A 706-nucleotide genomic window follows, 5' to 3' on the forward strand; every position below is an offset into this window, starting at 1 on the left:
CGAACTCCGCCTTCGCAAAATAAGCGGAAGCCTGGCGAAGGATATCGTTACTGCGGCGCAGTTCACGATTTTCACGTTCCAGCTCTTTCAGACGCTGACGTTCAGCGGTGGTGAGCCCGCCATCACCGCCTCCGGTATCCCGCTCATGCTGGCGTACCCAGACACGCAGAGTCTCCGGTGTACAGCCAATCTTTGGGGCAATGGAACAAATTGCCGCCCACTGTGAGTCATATTCGCCCTGACTTTCCAGAACCATACGAATCGCCCTCTGACGGACTTCGGGGGAAAAACGAGTATTTTTAGTCATCCTGTTTACCTCTTTCTCAGGGAGTTTAGTCTCCAGGATTCCCGGGGCGGTTCAAATGACTCCAACTTACTGATAGTGTTTTATGTTCAGATAATGCCCGATGACCTTGTCATGCAGCTCCACCGATTTTGAGAACGACAGTGACTTCCGTCCCAGCCTTGCCAGATGTTGTCTCAGATTCAGATTATGTCGCTCAATGCGCTGAGTGTAACGCTTGCTGATAACGTGCAGCTTTCCCTTCAGGCGTGATTCATACAGCGGCCAGCCATCCGTCATCCATACCACGACCTCAAAGGCCGACAGCAGGCTCAGAAGACGCTCCAGTGTGGCCAGAGTGCGTTCACCGAAGACGTGCGCCACAACCGTCCTCCGTATCCTGTCATACGCGTAAAACAGCCA

The 706-nt window shown here is 53.3% G+C and carries 1 protein-coding gene and 1 pseudogene; both read right to left on the minus strand.

The window, feature by feature from the left end; genetic code table 11:
- Positions 1-307 (minus strand): transposase (locus BHE85_RS17615; protein WP_032219445.1); only part of this gene is annotated, 307 nt, incomplete at its 3' end.
- 66 nt (positions 308-373) lie between these two features.
- A pseudogene (locus BHE85_RS17620) lies at positions 374-706 on the minus strand (IS1-like element IS1X2 family transposase); the annotation flags it as partial.

It is taken from the genome of Shigella sp. FC1567 (assembly GCF_001743015.1).
GTDB lineage: Bacteria > Pseudomonadota > Gammaproteobacteria > Enterobacterales > Enterobacteriaceae > Escherichia > Escherichia coli.